The 17,137-nt window shown below is 39.0% G+C and carries 16 protein-coding genes; 9 read left to right on the top strand and 7 right to left on the bottom strand.

The window, feature by feature from the left end; translation table 11 throughout:
• Positions 1-691: leucine-rich repeat domain-containing protein (locus IQ236_RS27650; RefSeq protein WP_228041486.1), on the top strand; the 691-nt coding region annotated here is incomplete at its 5' end.
• A 64-nt stretch (positions 692-755) separates the two neighbouring features.
• On the opposite strand, the gene IQ236_RS07960 is transcribed toward IQ236_RS27650, so the two are convergent.
• A complete protein-coding gene (locus tag IQ236_RS07960) occupies positions 756-1,301 on the bottom strand; it encodes a DUF2854 domain-containing protein (protein ID WP_193868769.1) in 546 nt (181 codons plus the stop codon).
• Between the two features lie 157 nt (positions 1,302-1,458).
• Between IQ236_RS07960 and IQ236_RS07955 the strand changes: the two genes are divergently transcribed.
• The 4 genes from IQ236_RS07955 (at position 1,459) to IQ236_RS07940 (ending at position 4,502) form a co-directional block, all read left to right on the top strand.
• Positions 1,459-1,725: a hypothetical protein gene (locus IQ236_RS07955; protein WP_072717520.1), complete on the top strand. Its 267-nt coding sequence runs from the start codon at positions 1,459-1,461 to the stop codon at positions 1,723-1,725.
• 37 nt (positions 1,726-1,762) lie between these two features.
• A complete protein-coding gene (locus tag IQ236_RS07950; RefSeq protein ID WP_193868768.1) occupies positions 1,763-2,443 on the top strand; it encodes a response regulator transcription factor in 681 nt (226 codons plus the stop codon).
• A complete protein-coding gene (locus IQ236_RS07945; protein ID WP_193868767.1) occupies positions 2,406-3,740 on the top strand; it encodes a sensor histidine kinase in 1,335 nt (444 codons plus the stop codon). The genes IQ236_RS07950 and IQ236_RS07945 overlap by 38 nt, the downstream gene beginning before the upstream one ends.
• 177 nt (positions 3,741-3,917) lie before the next feature.
• Entirely contained in the window at positions 3,918-4,502 is a 585-nt protein-coding gene (locus IQ236_RS07940; RefSeq protein ID WP_193868766.1) for a PepSY-associated TM helix domain-containing protein, read from the top strand.
• On the opposite strand, the gene IQ236_RS07935 is transcribed toward IQ236_RS07940, so the two are convergent.
• The 4 genes from IQ236_RS07935 to IQ236_RS07920 form a co-directional block, all read right to left on the bottom strand.
• Positions 4,499-5,227 (bottom strand): SIR2 family NAD-dependent protein deacylase, encoded by a 729-nt coding sequence (locus tag IQ236_RS07935; RefSeq protein WP_193868765.1) that lies wholly within the window; start codon positions 5,225-5,227, stop codon positions 4,499-4,501. The genes IQ236_RS07940 and IQ236_RS07935 overlap by 4 nt on opposite strands.
• 27 nt (positions 5,228-5,254) lie before the next feature.
• On the bottom strand, positions 5,255-5,905 hold the full coding sequence (locus IQ236_RS07930; RefSeq protein ID WP_193868764.1) for a Uma2 family endonuclease: 651 nt from the start codon (positions 5,903-5,905) through the stop codon (positions 5,255-5,257).
• 165 nt (positions 5,906-6,070) lie between these two features.
• Positions 6,071-7,984, bottom strand: coding sequence for a 1-deoxy-D-xylulose-5-phosphate synthase (dxs, locus tag IQ236_RS07925; protein ID WP_193868763.1), 1,914 nt, complete (start codon positions 7,982-7,984; stop codon positions 6,071-6,073).
• Positions 7,985-8,137: 153 nt separating this feature from the next.
• Positions 8,138-8,695 carry a DUF924 family protein gene (locus IQ236_RS07920; RefSeq protein ID WP_322744105.1) on the bottom strand — a complete coding sequence of 186 codons (558 nt, stop codon included), beginning with the start codon at positions 8,693-8,695 and terminating at the stop codon, positions 8,138-8,140.
• Between the two features lie 286 nt (positions 8,696-8,981).
• Here IQ236_RS07920 and leuS point away from each other — a divergent pair, with 286 nt between their 5' ends.
• Both leuS and IQ236_RS07910 read left to right on the top strand, forming a co-directional pair.
• The gene (gene leuS / locus IQ236_RS07915; RefSeq protein WP_322744104.1) at positions 8,982-11,549 is read left to right on the top strand and encodes a leucine--tRNA ligase; all 2,568 of its coding nucleotides are present in this window, start codon (positions 8,982-8,984) and stop codon (positions 11,547-11,549) included.
• Between the two features lie 371 nt (positions 11,550-11,920).
• Positions 11,921-12,934 carry a tetratricopeptide repeat protein gene (locus tag IQ236_RS07910; protein WP_193868761.1) on the top strand — a complete coding sequence of 338 codons (1,014 nt, stop codon included), beginning with the start codon at positions 11,921-11,923 and terminating at the stop codon, positions 12,932-12,934.
• Between the two features lie 228 nt (positions 12,935-13,162).
• Here the strand turns inward: IQ236_RS07910 and IQ236_RS07905 are convergent, their stop codons facing one another.
• Positions 13,163-13,960 carry a sulfite exporter TauE/SafE family protein gene (locus IQ236_RS07905; RefSeq protein WP_193868760.1) on the bottom strand — a complete coding sequence of 266 codons (798 nt, stop codon included), beginning with the start codon at positions 13,958-13,960 and terminating at the stop codon, positions 13,163-13,165.
• A gap of 319 nt (positions 13,961-14,279) precedes the next feature.
• On the opposite strand from IQ236_RS07905, the gene petH reads away from it, so the two are divergent.
• A complete protein-coding gene (gene petH, locus IQ236_RS07900) occupies positions 14,280-15,482 on the top strand; it encodes a ferredoxin--NADP reductase (RefSeq protein WP_193868759.1) in 1,203 nt (400 codons plus the stop codon).
• Positions 15,483-15,785: 303 nt separating this feature from the next.
• Complete coding sequence (locus tag IQ236_RS07895; protein WP_193868758.1) at positions 15,786-16,715, top strand: GDSL-type esterase/lipase family protein; 930 nt, start codon at positions 15,786-15,788, stop codon at positions 16,713-16,715.
• Between the two features lie 104 nt (positions 16,716-16,819).
• Here IQ236_RS07895 and IQ236_RS07890 read toward each other — a convergent pair whose 3' ends face one another.
• The gene (locus IQ236_RS07890) at positions 16,820-17,005 is read right to left on the bottom strand and encodes a hypothetical protein (protein WP_190515856.1); all 186 of its coding nucleotides are present in this window, start codon (positions 17,003-17,005) and stop codon (positions 16,820-16,822) included.
• Positions 17,006-17,137 lie beyond the last annotated feature (132 nt).

Below are 17,137 nucleotides of genomic sequence, written 5' to 3'. Positions count from 1 at the left end.
TAATTCTCTGACAGAACTACCACCGGAAATTGGTCAGTTGCACAGTCTACAAACACTTGATTTAAGGGATAATTCTCTGACAGAACTACCACCGGAAATTGGTCAGTTGCACAGTCTACAAACACTTAATTTAATGGGTAATTCTCTGACAGAACTACCACCGGAAATTGGTCAGTTGCACAGTCTACAAACACTTAATTTATGGAATAATTCTCTGACAGAACTACCACCGGAAATTGGAAAATTAAAAGACTTGGAGTGGATTACTCTAAGGAACAATCCCATTCAAGATTTATCAGCACTTGCTAATCATCCCAAACAAAATTTGCTAGTTTCTGCTTTTGGGGTTAACCTTCGTCGACAATACTGGACTCACCTCAGCCAGTGGAAAGCTGAGTGGCTATTGACGGAAAAAAATTCGGAAATTCGCCGAATGTTGATCGAAAAAATGGGCTATGAGCGCATCTGTAAGGAACTCCAAGCCATTGAACTTGACTGTTGGCGCGAATATACCTTACTTAAAATTGATGCTAATGTGGATATTGAACCGATTCATTTGTTGAAAATGACTTGTCCGAGTACAAATCATATTCACGTTTTGCGGGTTCCTCCTAACCTCACCTCTGCCCGTGCCGCTATTTCTTGGGTAAACTGGGACATTGACCCCGAAGTTTTCGTCGCAGAAACCTAAAATTACTCTTTCCCCCATAAGCCTGAAGGGCGGGTTGTCACCCCCCGGCCCTGTTCCCTATGATTTAACCTTCAGCAATTAAAGCCACATCAATCTGTTCCTCTTGAGGTTGAGTGATTTGGACTTTTAGACCAGGGCCAAAGAACTGAGTGATTTTATCTTGTTTTTGTTGCCAACTGCTCAGGGGCATAAACGGAGAATAAAACTGTAAGATCAGTGTATAAGACCCATCAATGATGGTTTCTCGGATACCTTGGAGGGAGGGACGTTCTTCGCGGTTGGGGCTGAGTCCCAGACGTTCTAAGGTATCAGATAAATGGGCTTCTTGGCCATAACGATAACGGGTTACATCTTTGCGGATTTGATTTTGAGTCTCTGTAGCTTGTTGCTCTCGTAACGCTAAAACCTCGGAGGATGTCGCTTGAGTAATCGGAATGGGTTTTAATTCTGCTGCTTTAAGGGCGAGTCCCCCCAATAATAGGGGAATACCATAAAAAAATCCAGCTAAATTTAAAGTGGCATTATCTGCAAAATAAGCGGCAAAACCTACTACGGTTAAAATTCCACCGACCACTAAACCCACCGCGCCCAGAGAAGTTTGACGTAACATATTATAAATCACTCATTAGTCCGCGAAAATTCACTCTCTGATTTTAAGCTAGGACTCGGTTTAATGGTTTATTAGAAACAACCCATATTTTGATGTTCAACGCTGGCTTCTGGAAACAAAGCAGGGTTGGGATATACCGTGTCATCGGATGTTCAACATGACAACTAACGACGAAGATCAATCGACTGCTAATATTAAACGCAAACTACTGGAGCAGATTAACACGCTCAAGCGCGAAGACGAACGACTGTACAACATCCTAGCTATCGATGTTTGGGCTTTAGCAAAAACGATGGATGAGTTTCAACCGGGCTTTTGGAGTGCTTTTATGAAAAACCGCGAAAAAGCTTTAAAACGCTTCCTTGCTGAATCTGCTAAAAATAAACCTGATACTGATACCAAACGGCCCCCTTTTCTACGGTAGCCTTGGATTAAATTTTATGTTATTTTGATTAACAAATATGAGGATTTTATTAGTCGAAGATGATGAACGAATTACAAAAGCCTTAGCTGAAGCCTTCATGGATCATCATTATGTGGTAGATGTTGTTCATGATGGTCAGATGGGGTGGGAGTTTGTGGAATCGGCTACTTATGATGTGATTTTATTAGATGTGATGTTACCCCGACTCAATGGGATTCAATTTTGTCAACGATTAAGACAACGAGGGAATACAACACCTGTATTGATGTTAACAGCAAAAGATACCAGTGCTGATAAAGTATTAGGGTTAGATGTAGGGGCTGATGATTATGTGATTAAACCCTTTGATTTACAAGAGTTATTAGCTAGAGTTAGAGCGTTACTAAGGCGGGGAAATGTGGCTTTACCTCCTGTTTTAGAATGGGGGAATCTTCGCCTAGATCCAAATAGTTGTGAAGTTAAATATTGTGAAGATATTTTATCTTTAACGCCTAAAGAATATGGGTTATTAGAGTTGTTTTTGCGAAATCCCGGACGAGTTCTTTCCCGTGAAATTATTTTAGAACACCTTTGGTCTTTTGAAGATATTCCGGGTGATGATACGGTTAAAACCCATATTAAACGGTTAAGACAAAAACTGAAAATAGTGGGTGCGTCATCTACATTAATTGAGACAGTATATGGCTTGGGATATCGACTCAAAACGCAACGTGATTAATCCTGAATTTAGATCCTTAAGTTGGCGGTTATTACTCTCCTATTTAGGGGTAATGATGGCAATCTCTGGAAGCTCAATGATTGCTGTCTATGAATTTTTTTCCTTTAGTTTATATCAACAATTAGATCGTCAATTACTAACATTAGCAGATGCAGCTACTCATAGTTTAGCAGAAATAAAAGAACATAAAAATAATATTAAAAAGCCTAATCATCTGCGATTAGATAATGATGGGGATTTAGATATTCCTTGGCAAAATATTCAGCAACCGAGTCAAGGAGTTGAATGGTTTGATCAGAATCGCCAACGAATTGCTAAAGCAGGAAAAGTTTTTCCACCTCTTGATTTATCTCATTATAATCGGACTTATACTGTCAATAACCAAAAAATTCGTACCTTAACTTTACAAGTGAACCAAGACTCCAAAATACAAAAAAATATCATAGGTTATGTGCGAATTAGTGAGTCTATAGAATCCGTTGAACTGGTGCTAAAAAATTTAAGATTAGGGATGATGTTAGGGGGGATTTTAGTATCAGGATTAACGGCGTTTGGAGGAATGTGGTTAACTAAACAATCTTTAAAACCCATTGAACAAAGTTTTGAAAAACTCAAACAATTTACCGCCGATGCGTCCCACGAATTAAGAAATCCTTTAGCTGGAATTAAAACTTGTGTGGAAGTTATGCAAAGTCATCCAGAACGAATTCATCCTGCTGATATTGATAAATTAAACGCGATCGCGAGTGGGATCAATCAAATGACAAGTTTAGTAGAAGATTTATTACTGTTAGCCCGCACAGATAAACCTTCTATTAATATTAGTAAAAATTGGGTAATTATTCCCCTTCACGAACTGTTAGAAGATTTAGTGGAATTTCTTTATCATCAAGCTGAAGAAAAAGAAATTCAGTTAATTTTAGATATTAAGACAGAAATTAAATTAAAAGGCAATGGAAATCAGCTTTGGCGATTATTTTTAAACTTAATAGAAAATGCAATTTATTATACAGATAGTGGGGGGAAAGTTAGGGTATGTTTAGAAGAGCGTGAAAACTGGATTCGGGTGCAAATTAAAGATACTGGAATTGGGATTTCTTCTGAACAATTACCCTTGATTTTTGATCGGTTATGGCGTGCTGATCAAGCTCGAACTCGACGAGAAGGCGGATCTGGGTTAGGACTAGCGATCGCTCAAACTTTAGCTCAACAACATCAAGGAGAAATTACCGTTACCAGTCAGTTAGGAAAGGGTAGCTGTTTTGTTGTGCGTTTTCCCGGTTTACCCTATTCCTAAAACCCAATGATAATTCGTCACCAGTTTGTCACTTTTTAGGTTTATCCTCAAACTAAGGGTTAGGAGCATTATCTTTCTATTGTTATATTAATAACTATTTTATCGGTCATGTGCCTACCTTTAGAGAGGTAATTTTTTTACATTTCTACAAACCTATAATTATTGAGGTTAATAATAATGCAAAATCTTCAATTTCGGAAATTTCATCGTAAAATAGCACCAATTGTATTTATTCCTTTATTTTTAACTGCTTTTACTGGAATGGTCTATCGTCTGGGAAGGACTTGGATGGGATTATCGGAAGAAAAAGCAGATATTTTGCTGATGATTCATCAAGGAGAATTTTTAGGAAAACCTTTAGTTCCGATTTATGTATTATTAGTCGGTTTAGGACTGATAGCCATGATTATTACCGGATTGACAATGGTTCGGTTAGCGCAACAAAAACGTAAAAATCCCTCTAAAAATACTCCATTGAATGCTAGAAAAGTGCATCAAATTTTAGCACCTATTACATTTTTACCCTTATTTATAAGTGCGTTAACAGGAATTTTGTATCGAATTGGGAAAACTTGGTTTGGGGTACCGAGTGAAGTTTCTAAATTCTTACTAGGAATTCATCAAGGTACTTATTTTGGCCCCTTCGGAAGAACGATTTATATTGCCTTAATTGGTTTAGGATTAATTACTATGTTAATTACCGGACTTAATTTGACCGGAATTTTCCGTAAAAAACGGGCTAAAGTTTCAGAAGAATCCTAAGTTTCAACCAAATTAGAAATCAAATTTTCTACTAAAGGAGGGAGTTGTTCGGTTGCGGTTCCTTCTAAAACGGTATATCCCTGTAAAGCTTCATAATTCGGATGAGGATCAATAAAATACTTTTCCGGCGTAAAATAATTAAAAAATCTCAAGAGTTTTGCAGCCGGATAAACCGTTGCGGAGGTTCCCACCCCAATAAAAATTTGAACTTGATCTGCGAGTTGATAAGCAATATCCATATCCACTGCTTCCCCAAACCAAACCACATCAGGACGCAATTGTTTCCCACATTTGGGGCATAAATCTCCAAGTTGAGTCGGTTGAGTTAGGGAAGCTTTATAATCACATTGCCACTCTGCTCCTAAAGTCGGAATTTCCAAATGCCATTCACATTTTTGATAATCAATTCGTCCATGCAAATGCTTAACATTTGGAACGCCCGCTTGTTCTAATAAGGTATCAATATTTTGAGTTAAACAAGTCACATCAAAATATTGAGAAAGTTTAGCGATCGCTCTGTGTGCAGCATTGGGTTGACAGCGTTGCATTTGTTCAAATCTTTGAGCATAAAAATCCAGAACTTTTTGCGGATTTTGTTGCCATCCTAACGGTGTTGCTACTTCTTCAATAGCATAACCTTCCCAAAGTCCTCCTGACCCTCTAAACGTTGGAATTCCGCTTTCTGCGGATAATCCTGCGCCACTAAAAATCACAATTTTTTTCATTTTAATCTCTTAAGGCTATGTATGGGATTATAAATTTATCTGCGATCGCACCCACTTCCGAAATCCTCGACGTGCTGCACTATCTCCTATCGTTTCACTTTGCTGTAAAAACTGTAAAATTCCTACTATAACAGGTAAATTTATAAAGTTAGGACTATTTTCGCCCTGTACATATTCTCCTGATTGTAGAACAAAAATTTGCAGTTTCCCCTCAGCATAAATCCACAATTCCGGTACACCTAACGCTAAATAAGCATCAAGTTGAGTTTTTGAAGTCACATCGACTTCAATAGCTAAATCAGGAGGCGGATCAACAGATAAATTAATTCGTTGCTTTCCGATCATTAGACGAGAATTTTGAATATAAAAACAGTTATCGGGTTCGATCCCTGCTGTCATTTCGGGTCGTTTAAAAGTTGTCGATCCAAACGTTTGTGAATCTAACTCTAATTCATCCAATAGAATTTTAACAAAATCGCTAATTAATTCTTTTTTTATTTCATGTTCTGGTAATGGCATCCGAATTTTTAACACTCCTTGACAATAAGCAACCCGTGAAGCGCGATGTTCTCCCATTTCCTCTAAAATCGCTTCAAATTCCTTCCAACTCACCTGACGCAAGATTAGGTGTTGTCCGGGTTGAATCTCAATTTGGCGTAATTCTAAGGTGACAGCCATTTTAGCCTCCCTAACTCGATATTTTTATTATTTCCAAACTTCAGTTAAATCTAACATAAACCCTGGTAAAATATCTTATCCTGATCAGCTGACTACGATTAGGCGTAATAGAAACCCGGTTTCTTGAAGAAACCGGGTTTCTATGGTTTTTAGTTTTTGAAGAAATTAACTGACTTTAGCGGGTTGTTTTTCCTGACTAAAAAAGGTGTCTCGAATTTGTTCAGAAATTTGAGAACTGGTTAAGCCTAAATCAGCAAAAGATTCATTCGGTTCAGCATGATCGACTAAAATATCAGGAACCCCGAAACGTTTCACGGGAACCACAACATTATTGTCTAATAATGCTTCAGCAACAGCCGAACCAAAACCGCCCATTAAACAGCCTTCTTCTATCGTAACAACTTTACCCATTTGTTGAGCTAAAGGCGCAATTAATTCGATATCTAAAGGTTTAACAAAACGGGGATTAACTACGGTTGCTTCAATGCCATGTTCACTGAGAATTTCAGCGACTTGCATCGACATATTTACCATACTGCCATAACCCATTAATAGCAGATCATCGCCATTACGAAGAATCTCTCCTTTGCCGATGGGTAAAGGTTCCCAGCCTTCTTCCATTAACGGAACACCTAACCCTGATCCACGGGGATAACGCATGGCAGTGGGGCCGTCTGTATGCTCAATTCCAGTTACTAACATCCGTTGTAATTCCGCTTCATCTTTAGGCGCCATAATCACTAAATTAGGCAAACACCGCAGATAAGCAATATCATACATTCCTTGGTGAGTTGGGCCGTCTGCACCCACAATTCCGGCTCGATCCAGACAGAAGAAAACCGGGAGCTTTTGAATACAAATATCATGGACAATTTGATCATAAGCTCGTTGCAAGAAGGTGGAATAAATTGCCACAACCGGACGCATTCCTTCTGCTGCTAAACCCGCCGCCATTGTAACCGCGTGTTGTTCGGCAATTCCCACATCAATATATTGTTTGGGCAGTTTTTTCTGAAGAATATCTAACCCGGTTCCCGTTGCCATTGCCGCCGTAATCCCGACAATTCGAGGATCATTTTCTCCCAATTTAACTAAGGTTTCTCCAAACACTTTAGAATAACTGGGGGGTTTGGGTTTACTAACAGGAATAGCTTTTCCTGTCGCTAAGTTAAAGGGATTTTGAGCATGATAACCGACTTGATCTTTTTCGGCGATCGCATAGCCTTTTCCTTTCACCGTTGCGACGTGAACTAACACAGGCCCCGGTATTTTATGGGCTTGTTGAAACGTATTAATTAATTCTTGTAAATCATGACCATCTACAGGCCCAACATAAGTAAAACCTAATTCTTCAAACACCGCCCCAACTTTAGGAACAGCAAGACGTTTCATCCCTTCTTTCATGCGTTCCATTTCGGGAGTAAAGGCTTCTCCAACGAAGGGTAAATGTTTAAATTGTTCTTCTAAATTATCCGTAAGAAACTGAACCGGATCACTCAGCCGCATTTTATTCAAATAACGAGAAATTGCACCCACATTGGGCGAAATTGACATCTCGTTATCATTCAGAACCACCATTAAATTAGTATGAGGTAAATGTCCGGCGTGGTTAATGGCTTCTAATGCCATTCCTCCCGTTAAAGCCCCATCTCCGATAATGGCAACGACTTTAAAGTTTTCCCCTTTCATATCCCGTGCTAAAGCCATTCCTAAACCAGCAGAAATACTGGTCGAAGCGTGTCCAGCACCAAAATGATCAAATTTGCTTTCACAACGTTTTAAATAGCCAGCAACGCCATCTTTTTGCCTTAGCGTGTGAAAATTTTGATAACGTCCGGTGATTAATTTATGGGGATAGGCTTGGTGTCCCACATCCCAAAGAACTTTATCTCGATCGAGATCCAGGGTTTGATACAATCCTAACGTCAGTTCCACCACACCCAACCCAGGCCCTAAATGTCCACCAGTGGCGGCAACGGTTTCTAAGTGTTTCTCGCGGATCTGGCGGGCGATTTGTTCGAGTTGAGAAATCGACAAACCATGTAGTTGATTTGGATGAGTAATTTCGCTTAGGTGCATATTTGTTAAATACCTTCAAGTCACCATGAAGTTAACGTTTCGGGAAAATGGCCCAATTTTCCAGGCATTAGGCCGAATTATCAACATCAATGTCATGGTAGCAGGGAAGAGGGTGATGGGGTATTGACAGTTAAGGGCTGACGATTAATCAGCTTAAAATGACGAGTTGGGTTGGGTGAGGAATTCGAGTTCTTCAGGAGTGCTGGGACGGCTTAAAATCACGTTACGATGGGGGAAGCGTCCGAATTTTTGAATAATGTTAAAGTGAGCGATCGCATAGTCAAACATAGATGCGGTATTCGGATCATGTTTTAAGGTTTCAAATAATTCTACACAACGAGTTTGATCGGCTAAATTTTCGCTATGTTCAAGGGGAAGATAAATAAAAGCCCGTTGTACCCTGATCATCTGTTGATCATATTTTTGATCAAGGGCATACTTGGCGATAGTTAATGCTTTTTCATCCGTAGCAAAGGCTTGGGGTGTTCCGCGAAAGAGATTGCGAGGAAATTGATCTAAAGTAATAATTAACGCTAAACAACTTAACGGTGAATTTTGCCAAAAATCAAGTTGGTTTGTTGCAGCAAGTTCATAGGTTGGGAGAAAATGTGTCCTGATTTCTTCATCAAAAGTAGGATTTGTCATAAACCAAGCAGGTTTAGGTTTACCATAGTCGGGGTCATGGGGATGACCAAACCAGAAGCTTAAAATTTCTTAAAATTTCTCCATAATTCTTCTCAATTTCTAGCCATTTATTGTAATAATCATCTGTTTTCTTTAATCTGTCTATGGGTTGAAATTCATTAATATTATGAGTCACTCAAGGAACCCTAAAACAACACTGAAATTCATCCCTATTTTAATGAGTCATAAAGAAAAAACCTCTAACTGTAGGGTGTGTAAGCGCAGCGCACGCACCCCTCAACAGTCAACAGTCAACACCAATATGCAAAAATGATAAAGAAACAAGAAAACGTATTCGGCACGAAGTATGGCTGTGGAGTCCCGATATAATCCTGCATCCCTCGAACAAAAGTGGCAACAAACCTGGGCGCAACAGGGGTTGTACAAAACCCCAACCGATAAAGATAAGCCCAAATTTTATGCGCTATCCATGTTCCCCTATCCGTCGGGGAGTCTGCACATGGGTCACGTTCGCAACTACACTATTACTGACGTGATCGCCCGACTCAAACGGATGCAAGGCTATCGTGTCCTGCACCCGATGGGATGGGACGCCTTTGGACTACCCGCCGAAAACGCCGCCATTGACCGAGGGGTTCCTCCGGCGGAATGGACATATCAAAATATTGCCCAAATGCGAGAACAATTGCAAAAATTAGGGTTCTCTATTGATTGGGAAAAAGAAGTAACCACCTGTTCGCCGGAATATTACCGTTGGACACAGTGGATTTTCTTACAATTTTATAAGTGCGGACTGGCTTATCAAAAAGAAGCGGCAGTTAATTGGGACCCAATTGATCAAACTGTTCTGGCTAATGAACAAGTTGATAATGAAGGACGGTCTTGGCGTTCTGGAGCTATTGTTGAACAGAAATTATTGCGGCAATGGTTCTTAAAAATTACCGATTATGCTAACGAATTACTCAACGATTTAGAACATTTAAACGGATGGCCGGAACGAGTTAAATTAATGCAAGCCAATTGGATCGGACAATCCATTGGGGCACAGTTAGAATTTCCGATTATTGGATTAGATGAAAACATTGCTGTTTTTACCACTCGTCCCGATACGGTTTATGGGGTTTCCTATGTGGTATTAGCCCCAGAACATCCCTGGGTTTCTCAAGTTACAACCCCTGAACAAAAAGCCACTGTAGAAGCGTTTATTCAAGAAGTTAAAAACCAAAGTAACACGGATCGGACTTCGGAAGATAAACCCAAACGGGGTGTTCCGACAGGGGGAAAAGCACTTAATCCTTTTAATGAAGAAGAAATTCCGATTTGGATTGCGGATTATGTTTTATATGAATATGGAACAGGCGCAGTCATGGGGGTTCCGGCCCATGATACCCGTGATTTTCAATTTGCCACTCAATATGATTTACCCATTAAACAGGTGATTGTTCCTGATGATGCGGATAATGATAATGAGGAAAATGATCAAGTTAAAATGGCTTATACGGGAACGGGAATTTTAGTTGAATCCGGTAATTTTAGTGGGCAACATTCCGAACACGGAAAACAAGCTATTATTAACTATGCAGAAGATGAAGGATATGGCAAAGGAATTATTCAATATCGCTTAAGAGATTGGTTGATTTCTCGTCAACGGTATTGGGGTACACCGATTCCAATTATTCATTGTCCGAAGTGCGGGGCGGTGGCTGTTCCTGATCAAGATTTACCTGTAAAATTGCCTGAAAATGTCAAATTTAGTGGTCGAGGGCCATCACCTTTAGCGCAATTAGAAGACTGGGTGAATGTTACTTGTCCGAACTGTGGAACTGATGCTAAACGGGAAACCGATACGATGGATACCTTTATTGATTCCTCTTGGTATTTCTTGCGTTATCCTGATGCTAAAAATAATCAACAAGTGTTCGATCCAGCTATTACAAATGACTGGATGAGTGTGGATCAATATGTGGGTGGAATTGAACACGCGATTTTACATTTATTATACTCTCGATTCTTTACCAAAGTATTGCGCGATCGCGGATTATTACAGTGTAAAGAACCCTTTGAGCGGTTATTAACTCAAGGGATGGTGCAGGGAATTACCTATAAAAATCGGAATACTGGAAAGTATTTTGCACCTTCACAAGTGAGTCCTAGTAATCCCCAAGATCCTGAAACGGGAGAAAAGTTAGAAGTCTTCTTTGAGAAGATGTCTAAATCGAAATATAATGGGGTTGATCCGTTGGAAGTGATGGGTAAATATGGGGCTGATACCGCCCGAATGTTTATTCTATTTAAAGCACCTCCTGAAAAGGATTTAGAATGGGATGATGCCGATGTTGAAGGACAATTTCGCTTTTTAAATCGGGTTTGGCGAATTGTGACTGAATTTGCTGAAATTTCAACTTCTAAACCTAAGAATCGGGAATTGAGTAAAGTCGAAAAAGACTTAAAACGGGCGATTCATACTGCAATTAAAGAAGTCAGCGAGGATTTAGACGGAGACTATCAATTTAATACGGCGGTTTCTGAATTAATGAAACTGAGTAATGCGTTATCTGAAGCTGATTGTAAAGCGTCTCCTATCTATTTGGAAGGAATTGAAACCCTGTTGAAATTATTAGCACCGTTTGCCCCCCATATTGCCGAAGAATTGTGGCAAATGATTGGTAAAACAGGTTCAATTCATACTCAAACCTGGCCGGAATATGACCCAGAAGCGTTAGTGGTTGATGAAATTACCTTAGTGATTCAAATTAATGGTAAAACACGCGGTACGCTTCAAGTCCCAGCAGCAGCTAATCATCAAACTTTAGAAGAATATGCCCGAAATTCTGAAGTCAGTCAACGTCATATCGGAGACAAAACGATTAAAAAAGTGATTGTTGTCCCTGGAAAATTAGTGAATTTCGTTGTCGCTTAACCCATAAACTGAATCCCTGATCTTAATTTTCCTCCAAACTTTTCCGGTTTGGGGGTTTTTTATTGAGAATAAATTAAACAAGGTCAATTTACCCTCTAATTAAAAACCAATGTCAAGATTGTTAATCATAAGTTGGATCTCGGCGAGGAGGCTCACACCTAAATTCTAAATTTGATATCATAGAAAGTGTGTAGTGCTATCCCTGAAAGGACGAGGAAGTCTCTAGTTGTGTTTAGACTTCTGCATCATCAACGGATGAGTTCATCAAGCTCAAAATCTAAATCCTAATCCTGAGTCGAGCTTGTTGATTTTAATAGAGTTTCATGATTTTCTAACATCTAATAGAGCTTAATAAACCAAGAGGAAGTTTCATGTTTAATAATATTAAGCGTTTTTATGAACAAGGCTTAAAAAAAGCACGCCAAGGTAATTATCGGGGTGCGTTGAAAGATTTTGATCAAGTGATTCAATTAAACCCTAATTATGCCAGTGCTTATAATAATAGAGGTTTAGTTTATTATTATTTGAAAGAGTATCAACAAGCGGTTAATGATTTAACAAAAGCTTTAGAAATAGAACCCAAATTACCCGATGCTTATCTAAATCGGGGCAATGCTTGGAGACATTTAGGAAAATACGAAAAAGCGATTCAGGACTTTAAAGTTGCTCTAAATTTTAATCCTAAAAGTGATGCAGTTTATAATAATTTGGGATTAGCGATCGCTCAATCAGGCAGTTATGAAGATGCGATTAATCATTATAATCAAGCGATTAGTTTAAACCCCGACAATCATAAAACCTATTATAATCGAGGACGAGCTTTTTATTTATTAGGAAATAAAGAAAAAGCGGTGGAGGATTTTAATAAAGCAACGGAATTAGAATTTAATTATATTAAAGCTTATATTAATCGAGGATTGTGTCATCATCAATTAGGAAATCATGAGCGAGCCATTCGAGATTATAACCGGGCTTTACAAATTGACCCCTATAATGTTTATGCCTATTATAACCGAGGCTGTGTTTATCATAGTTTAAAAGAATATCAATCGGCAATTGCTGATTTTGATCAAGTTCTCAATATTGATCCTAATTTTATTAAAGCTTATTTAAACCGAGGATTAGCTCGTTATAAATTAGGGGATGAATCTGGTGCAAATAAAGATTTTTATCATGTCATGTGTGTGAACTCAGATACCTATATTCATTATCAAGCTCAACGGGGAATTTCCGATCACGCTCCCTATTCTAAAAATGCTCCTAAAATTGACGTTCAACAGGGTGGAGAATATTTTTATACAACCTTTCTCAACGGTTTATGGGATACGGAAGACCTAGAACAACGGGAGTCCACTATCTGTGAAGCGGAATTTATAAATGAATAAAATACAATTCGTAGGGTGCGTAAGCTCCGCGCACGCACCATTATTTTATCTAATAACTTTCTTAATCAAATTATTGTAAAATTAGACTATTGAGATTTTTGATCGGGATTATAGATTTTAAAATTAATCATAAATAAATTAATTTTTATAGCCGGAAATAGGGAATAGCTTGATTTTGAAAATTCGGGTTTTAGGTGCGTGCGCGGAGCTTACGCACCCTACTCTTATTTAAAAAAATAACATATTTAAACTAATCAATAAAAGAAATAGAGCAAACGCTGTTCGTAGTTTTTCCCCTGAAATAATATGGGATAGCGTTGTTCCCCAAAACGCTCCTAAAATAGTAAACGGAGCAATTAATAATAAAGCCGGCCAATAAATATATCCTGTAAATCCAGGAAGAGAAGCACCCCCCTGAGAAGATAACAGAAATGCAAGGGTTCCTAAAATTGAAATCGGTAAACTAAAAGATGACGATGTACCCACGACTTCATACATCGGTAATCCACAATAAATCAAAAAGGGAACACTAATTGCACCGCCTCCCACCCCTAAAAGTCCCGACTTAAATCCAATTCCCAAACCCACTGCATTGATAATCACTAATCTTGGTAAGGTTTTCGACTGGGGTTGAGGTTTAAAATTCAACAATAACTTGATAGAAATCAACAATAAAAATAATCCAAAAATAATTTTTAGCCAATGACTTGATAAAGTATTATCTAAGGCTGCACCTAATAAAACACCCAATAAAATACCCGGAACAATTTTCCAAAATACTCCCCATTGCACATCTCCTTTAGAATGATGGGCTAAAATAGAAGAAGTGGCTGTACAAACCATGATACTCATCGAAGTTGCGATCGCAACGTGCATCACCAAACTGGGGGGAAACTCCATTAAATTAAAAATATAAAATAACCCTGGAACAACCAACATCCCTCCCCCAATTCCCAATAATCCTGCTGCGGTTCCAGCCGTTAGTCCCAGTGCTACTAATAAAATCCAAGGTAGAATTCCCATCATACAATCCTCAAAAGAAGTTTTAAGCTATAGGTTTTGCACTCAACTTTTAAGGGTGAACTTTATTGTCTCATAATTTTTTCTCCCTCAGTTCTGAGTTTCCCTTCTGTCAAGCTCTTCGCAATTGAGATTAGCCGATGAACACTACGCTGTAAAATAGTGCAAAGTGCAAATTGGTAACAGCAACGACCCCTGGCCCAGCGTGAGAGGGGATAGGGATGTTTGACTATTTTTGTCAATTGCACGTTAAAAAAACCTGAAGTGATGTATTAGTCACATTTTGTTAGTTAAGAGCTTCGGTATTCTAAGGGAGAAGAAACGAATGTATCTCAAGAGTGGAACTGGTGTTGCAACAAAGACAGGAGCCAATAGCCGCGTCTTTATCTTTGAAGTCGAGGGAATGCGACAAGGGGAGAATACAGACAAACTCAACTTTCCAATTCGTCGCAGTGGTGCAGTTTACATCACTGTGCCCTATGAGCGCATGAATCAAGAAATGCGTCGCATTACCCGGATGGGAGGAAAAATTGTTAGTATTCGCCCCGCAGGTGAACCCCAAGCTGCAAGCACCGTGGCTCCCGGAAATGGACAACAGAGCCAACCATCTGAAGAAAAAACTAAGCCCATGACTCACGCCAAGGCTAAAACAGATATTCCTATTAATATCTACCGTCCGAACAAGCCCTATATAGGGAAATGTATCGAGAACTATGAATTGGTGGCTGAAGGGGGTATAGGCACAGTCCGTCATGTGACCTTTGATATTTCGGGCGGAGATTTACGCTATGTTGAAGGTCAAAGTATTGGGATTATTCCCCCTGGAAATGATGATAAAGGGAAACCCCATAAGTTAAGGCTGTATTCGATTGCCTCCACCCGTCATGGTGACACACTGGATGATAAGACGGTTTCTTTGTGTGTTCGTCAATTGGAATACAAACATCCTGAAACGGGAGAAACCGTTTATGGGGTTTGTTCAACTCATTTGTGCAAATTAGAAGTGGGGGATGATGTTGCCATCACTGGGCCTGTGGGTAAGGAAATGTTATTACCGGATGACGAAGAAGCCACTGTGGTGATGATGGCAACGGGTACAGGAATTGCACCTTTCCGGGCTTTCCTGTGGCGGATGTTCAAAGAACAACATCAAGACTATAAATTCCGAGGGTTAGCTTGGTTATTCTTTGGAATTCCCTACACTGCCAATATTCTGTATAAAGAAGATTTGGAACAATTACAACGGGAATTTCCTGATAACTTCCGCTTAACTTATGCCATCAGTCGTGAACAACAAAATCCCCAAGGTGGCAGAATGTACATTCAAGATCGGATTAAAGAAAACGCCGATGAATTGTGGCAGTTAGTTCAGAAAGAAAATACCCATACCTATATTTGTGGTCTTAAAGGCATGGAAGGCGGTATTGATGAAGGAATGTCTGCGGCTGCGGGTAAATTTGAGGTCAACTGGAGTGACTATCAAAAACAACTCAAGAAAGCAGAGCGTTGGCACGTTGAAACTTACTAAATCAGTTTATAGATTTCATGAACTGTCTGCATCAATCAACACTGATTAAGTAACGTTCTCAAGAAGTCTCTTTCAAATTGGTTGAAGTGCGAGGGATTATTTTATTCCTCGCTTTTATTATCTTAAAACCAGAGATGACAATTTATAGGAAATCTTTAAATATTTGCTACAAATAATTAATCCCGTTGCTAATCACTTTTTCCTATCCCCTATTCTCTTTCCCCCCTTCCAGTTAAGCTGTTCGTAATTCGTAATTCGTAATTCCCTGTTCCCTTAATTATGATCCCAAAGTCAGGACTTGAAATGTACCAACAACGGCTTTTTGCTTTGCATACAAGCCAAATTTATACTCGTTTATCAGGAGAATTTTATCAACCCACTTATCAAGATTGGCTAAATATATTAAAGCAGGAAGTTAATTTAATTAAAACAGAAACTTCTGAAAATATAGGTTTATCTCGCCTTAATATTTTATTAGGAGATTCCTTAAGTATGTGGTTTCCTAATCCTTTATTACCATCAGGAAGATTATGGTTAAATCAAGGAATTTCAGGGGATACAACAAGCAGAATTTGGCAACGTTTAGATATTTTTGATCAAATTCAGCCCGATGCAATTTATATTTTAGCGGGAATTAATGATTTAAAAAATAAGGTTTCTGTAAAAGAAATATTAGGAAATTATCAAAAAATTTTAGATTATCTACAACAAAAATATCCTGAGACGCAAATTTTAGTTCAATCTATTTTTCCAACAAAATTACCCACAGAAGCCCTAACATTTTCGATTCCTAATCTTTTAATTCGAGAACTGAATCAAACTCTTGCTCAACAGGTTAAAAATCGAGGGATCATCTATTTAGATTTTCATCAACGATTCACCGATAATCAGGGAAATATTCGCCCTGAGTTAACCACCGATGGCTTACACCTCAGCTTAGAAGGTTACAAAGTTTGGCAATTGGCCCTTAAACAAACAGAGTCTCGCCTCACTAAGAATCGAGATCATAACTATCAAAACTGGTTAAAAAAATCATCAGAATTCCCCTTAGATGGAAAATCTTATACCTGGGTTTCCTACCTTGTTCAACCCGGAGATACCCTACAAAAAATTAGCCTCAACACATTAGGGCGAGACGACTTTGACTATTGCGATTTAATCGCCATCCGAAACAACCTCACATCTGAGGTTCTCTCGATTGATGATGTGATTGAAATCCCACAATTGATCTGAATTGGGGATTGAGGAGAAAGATCCCTTTTTTCTTCGCCCCATACCCCATATTAGGCTTTGTTCCCTATCTCCCGTTAGTTTTCCCGGTGGATAACCAAACTGGACTAGAGAGTTTGCCGAGAAATGAATTTTTCTAGGTCTGCCTGAGTTTGCTGGAGCATTTGCTCGCGAGAATCACGCGCTTGAGTCAGGTTGGGAACTAAGTTACGAGCTTGTAACGTCATGTGCAGTTGTAGATCTGCTACATAGGCACTAACGCCTTGATGATTAGAAGTTGTTGAGTATCCCATCTCTAACTTCACAGGTTTTTCTCCCTTCATTAAAACAGTGTTTCGTCATCATTGGTAAGGTATCACAGCTTTTATCCAACTGAATCATCTTGTAACGAAGTTTAATCCTTTAGGGGGGGATCTTTACAGTTC

Origin of the sequence: Planktothrix mougeotii LEGE 06226, assembly GCF_015207485.1 — a bacterium.
In the GTDB taxonomy this organism is placed as follows: Bacteria; Cyanobacteriota; Cyanobacteriia; order Cyanobacteriales; family Microcoleaceae; genus Planktothrix.
This window is presented reverse-complemented; position numbering and strand designations above follow the sequence as displayed.